This is a genomic window from Pusillimonas sp. (assembly GCF_035515275.1).
Lineage (GTDB): Bacteria > Pseudomonadota > Gammaproteobacteria > Burkholderiales > Burkholderiaceae_B > Pusillimonas.
Genome location: NZ_DATJBQ010000005.1, coordinates 1 through 4,259, shown reverse-complemented (window position 1 = coordinate 4,259; position 4,259 = coordinate 1). Strand labels below are relative to the sequence as shown.

Annotated in this window: 5 protein-coding genes; all 5 read left to right on the top strand. The window is 60.4% G+C overall.

The annotated features are described in order from the left end of the window. The coding region (locus VL003_RS00290) for a branched-chain amino acid ABC transporter permease (protein WP_325438418.1) at window positions 1–790 on the top strand (790 nt) is incomplete at its 5' end. A gap of 10 nt (window positions 791–800) precedes the next feature. After that, entirely contained in the window at window positions 801–1,667 is an 867-nt protein-coding gene (locus tag VL003_RS00285) for a branched-chain amino acid ABC transporter permease (RefSeq protein WP_325438415.1), read from the top strand. Next, window positions 1,664–2,449, top strand: a complete 786-nt coding sequence (locus tag VL003_RS00280) for an ABC transporter ATP-binding protein (RefSeq protein ID WP_325438413.1) — start codon at window positions 1,664–1,666, stop codon at window positions 2,447–2,449. The genes VL003_RS00285 and VL003_RS00280 overlap by 4 nt, the downstream gene beginning before the upstream one ends. Next, window positions 2,442–3,146, top strand: coding sequence for an ABC transporter ATP-binding protein (locus tag VL003_RS00275; RefSeq protein ID WP_325438411.1), 705 nt, complete (start codon window positions 2,442–2,444; stop codon window positions 3,144–3,146). The genes VL003_RS00280 and VL003_RS00275 overlap by 8 nt, the downstream gene beginning before the upstream one ends. Before the next feature lie 73 nt (window positions 3,147–3,219). Continuing rightward, window positions 3,220–4,259 (top strand): urocanate hydratase (hutU, locus tag VL003_RS00270; RefSeq protein ID WP_325438409.1); only part of this gene is annotated, 1,040 nt, incomplete at its 3' end.

Here is a 4,259-nt window from a genome sequence, read left to right as displayed (position 1 = left end):
CCTGGTGTATGGCCTGCTGCGCATTTTGCATATTGCGCATGCCGCCCTGTTTACCTTGGGCGGCTACATTGGCGTAATCACCACCAACGCCACCGGCAGCCTCACCCTCGCCTGCATCATGGCGATGATAGGCGCCGGTATCGTTGGGGTCATTATCTATCGTCTGGCCTACGAGCCCATCTTGAACCAGCCCCCGTTTGTGGCGCTTATTGCATCCATCGGGCTGTATATAGCGTTCGAAGAAGCGTTTCGCATCTTGTTCGGTGCAGCCGGCCTTACCTACAGCTCGCCACCGCTGCAGCAATATGTGTCGGTCTTTGGCGTGCTCAATTTCAGTATGGCCGAGCTGGTCGTGATGGCAAGTTCGCTGGCCATTATCGCGGCACTCGGCTACCTGCAGACCCACACGCGCGTGGGCATTGCCTGTCAGGCAACCGTGTCCGACCCTCAAATGGCCCAGTCATTCGGAATACGCTTGCGCACCGTGCGCGACCTTAATTTTTTCGTGGGTTCCGCACTGGCAGGTTTCGCCGGCGTGTGGGTGGCCCTGCTGAATAATCTGGTCGAGCCCACCATGGGCAGCGTACCCTCGTATAAAGCGTTGGCCATAATTGTGCTGGGCGGCATGGGGTCGGTGCGCGGCACCCTGCTTGCTTCGCTGGTACTGGGCGTGGCTGAATCTTTCGGCACCATTTATCTAGATCAATGGCTCGACCGCAACGCCATAGCGTTTGCCTTGCTCATTCTCGTACTCATGTTCCGTCCGCAAGGACTCTTCGCGCGACGCTAGGGGGCAGCACATGGCATACGAAATTTCCTTACTTACCGCAATGGGCATCAGCGTTATTTTTGCGCTGTCCCTTAACCTCATCACCGGCTTTTGCGGCCAGATCAGTCTGGGCCACGCCGCCTTCCTGGGCATTGGCGCCTACACCTCGGCCATGCTATGCAAGGCTGGGGTGCCGTTTTTTGCCACGCTGCCGGTCTCCATGGTGTTTGCCGGTGTTGTGGGCGTGGTCGTGGGCCTGGCCAGCTTGCGCGTGCGCGACGACTTCCTGGCCATTACCACCATGGGGGTGGTGTTTCTATTCGTGGGCATCGTGCGTCAGCAAGAATGGCTGGGCGGCGAAATGGGCATCTCGGGCATCCCCGAGTCGGGCCTGTCGCGCGTTGGCTTCATGTGGCTGGCGCTAGGCTTGGCAGCGTTGGTCGCCATGTTCTGCATCTACATCCAAAAGTCATGGATGGGTCGAGTCTTCAACGGTGTCGCCGAAGACGAAGACACCATGCGGGTACTGGGCATCGACGTGCCCCGCTACAAGCTGGCCGCCTTTGCCATGGGCACGGCCCTGGCAGGCCTTGCAGGCGCATTGTACGGGCAGCACTTCAAATACATAGGCCCAGAAAGCTTCGGCTTCATCGAGTCGATCACGGTATTGTCCATGGTGGTGTTCGGCGGCATCGGTTCAGTGCCCGGCGTCATTTTTGGCGCGGCGGTACTGTCGGCCCTACCGGCCTGGTTTCAGGTTATTGGCGATTACAAACTGCTGGTCTACGGCGGGGTCCTGTTCTTGATGATGCGGTTTTCGCCGGGGGGTGTGGCCGGCATGGTGCGCAGCTTGCTGCGCCGCCGAGCCGCGGGCCGACAAGCCGGAGCACGCTCATGAACCCCTCGGCGAGCTTGTTAAGCGTTAACGGCGTCACGGTGCAGTTTGGCGGCCTCAAGGCGGTCGACGACGTGTCGTTCGACGTACACCAGGGCGAACTACTGGGCTTGATCGGCCCTAACGGCGCGGGCAAAACCACCCTGATGCGTGCCATTACCGGTGTGGTCTCCGCCAACACCGGAACCATACGCCTGGGCAACCAGAACCTCACGAACCTGCCTATTCACCAACGCATCCGCAAGGGGTTGGCCTTATCCCAGCAACTGGTTCGCCCGTTTCGAGAAATCAGTGTGCTCGACAACGTCGCACTTGCGGCGGGCGCACGCCATACGCGCTCACCACTGACTGCGCTGCTGCACACCAACATCGATCCGGAACGCGACGTCGGCCGCGAGATGCTCGCGCGCGTCGGCATTTTGGAGCATGCCGATCAAATGCCCGGCATCCAGCCTTTGGGGGTGCTTAAGCGGCTTGAGGTGGCACGCGCCCTGGCGCAAAAGCCCAAACTGTTGTTGCTTGACGAACCCCTTGCCGGCCTCAACTCCAAAGAAGCCTCAACACTGGCCGACACCATCGCCCAGATCAATCGCCAAGGCGTCACCATTATTCTTATCGAGCACAACCTGAGCGAGGTCATGCGTATCTGTCAGCGGCTGGTCGTACTGGACAACGGTCGTCACATCGCCAGCGGCGCCCCCCGCGACGTCATGCAACAGGCTCAGGTGCGTGCCGCCTACCTGGGCACCGAGGCCCCTGCCGAACCGGAGACCCACCGTGCTTGAGTTGAACAACGTCACCTGCGGCTACGGCACCTTTGAAGCCGTTGAAAACCTGTCGCTATCGTTGCAGCCCGGCACCATAACCGCCCTGCTGGGTGCCAACGGGGCAGGCAAGTCGTCGACCCTTATGTGCATTGCCGGACATGTGCAGCTTCATAGCGGCAGCATCTTTTTCGAAGGTCGCGACATCAGCAGCCTGCCCCCGCCCGACCGGGTCCGCCTGGGCCTGGCCATTTCGCCCGAAGGTCGTCGGCTGTTCAAAGACCTTAGCGTCGAAGACAACCTGCGTGTAGGCGGCCTGATTCGCCCCAAAACCGACTACCCGGGCGATCGCGACCAGGTGCTGGCGCTATTTCCGCGCCTGAAAGAGCGGCTTACTTCGCTGGCCGGCAACTTGTCGGGCGGCGAACAGCAAATGCTGGCGATGGGCCGCGCCCTTATGGCGCGTCCAAAATTGCTCATGATCGACGAGCTTTCCTTGGGCCTGATGCCCAAGGTCATAGACCTGTGCTACCAGGCCCTGCAAAAGCTGCGCGCCGACGGCCTGACCATTTTGCTTGTCGAACAGAACACGGATCGCGCGCTTAGCGTGGCCGACCAGATATGTGTATTGGAGTCGGGCCGAACCGTATGGAGCGGCAGCGCCGAAGACGCCGCCCGCGACCCTAACCTGGCTTCGGCCTACCTGGGCCTGCACTGACCCGGCATTTCAGAACGCCCCGGCCCCGTGGCGGCTCCAAATTGCCGCAACGGGCCTTAGTAAGGAAACCATCATGACCACCTCTACCAGCAAACGCCTTTCCGATGATCCCCGCTTTGATGCTTCACGCAGCATACGCGCGCCTCGGGGCAACACGCTTAACTGCAAAAATTGGATCGCCGAAGCCGCCTTTCGCATGATCCAGAACAACCTTGACGCCGAAGTGGCCGAGAACCCCCAACACTTGGTGGTATACGGCGGCATCGGTCGCGCCGCCCGCAACTGGGAATGCTTTGACCAGATTCTGGCAGAGCTCAAGCAACTGAACGAAGACGAATCGTTGCTGATCCAATCCGGTAAACCCGTAGGAGTATTCAAGACCCACCCCGACGCCCCGCGCGTGCTGATTGCAAACTCCAATCTGGTGCCGCAATGGTCAAACTGGGCCCACTTTAACGAGCTCGACCGCAAAGGCCTCTTCATGTATGGCCAAATGACAGCCGGAAGCTGGATCTACATTGGCAGCCAGGGCATCGTTCAAGGCACATACGAAACCTTTGTGGAAGCGGCTCGTCAACACTTCAACGGCGACTGGGCGGGGCGTTGGATCCTCACGGCCGGCCTGGGCGGCATGGGCGGGGCACAACCCCTGGCCGCCACACTGGCCGGCGCCGTGTCGCTTACCGTTGAATGTCAGCAAAGCCGCATCGATTTCAGGCTTCGCACCCGCTATGTCGACAAGCAGGCCAAAGACCTGGACGAGGCGCTGGAGCTGGTGCGTTACCACTGCCAACGCAAAGAAGCGGTGTCCATCGCGCTATTGGGCAATGCGGCCGACGTACTGCCCGAACTGGTCCGCCGCGCGCAACAAAACGGCATCAGGCCCGATCTGGTTACAGACCAGACGTCGGCACACGACCTGGTCAACGGATACCTGCCCCGTGGCTGGACAGTTGCCGAATGGGAAGACGCTCGCCAGAATCCAGAGAGGCACGCCGAGCTTGTTGAGCAAGCCCGTGAATCATGCGCCGTTCATGTACAGGCCATGCTCGACTTCCACTCCATGGGTGTTCCCACTGTGGATTACGGCAACAACATCCGGCAGGTGGCTTA

Bases quoted from the DNA above. Each gene is read 5' to 3' on its own strand.
- VL003_RS00285 (WP_325438415.1), top strand. From the start codon at position 801: ATGGCATACGAAATTTCCTTACTTACCGCAATGGGCATCAGCGTTATT.
- VL003_RS00280 (WP_325438413.1), top strand. From the start codon at position 1,664: ATGAACCCCTCGGCGAGCTTGTTAAGCGTTAACGGCGTCACGGTGCAG.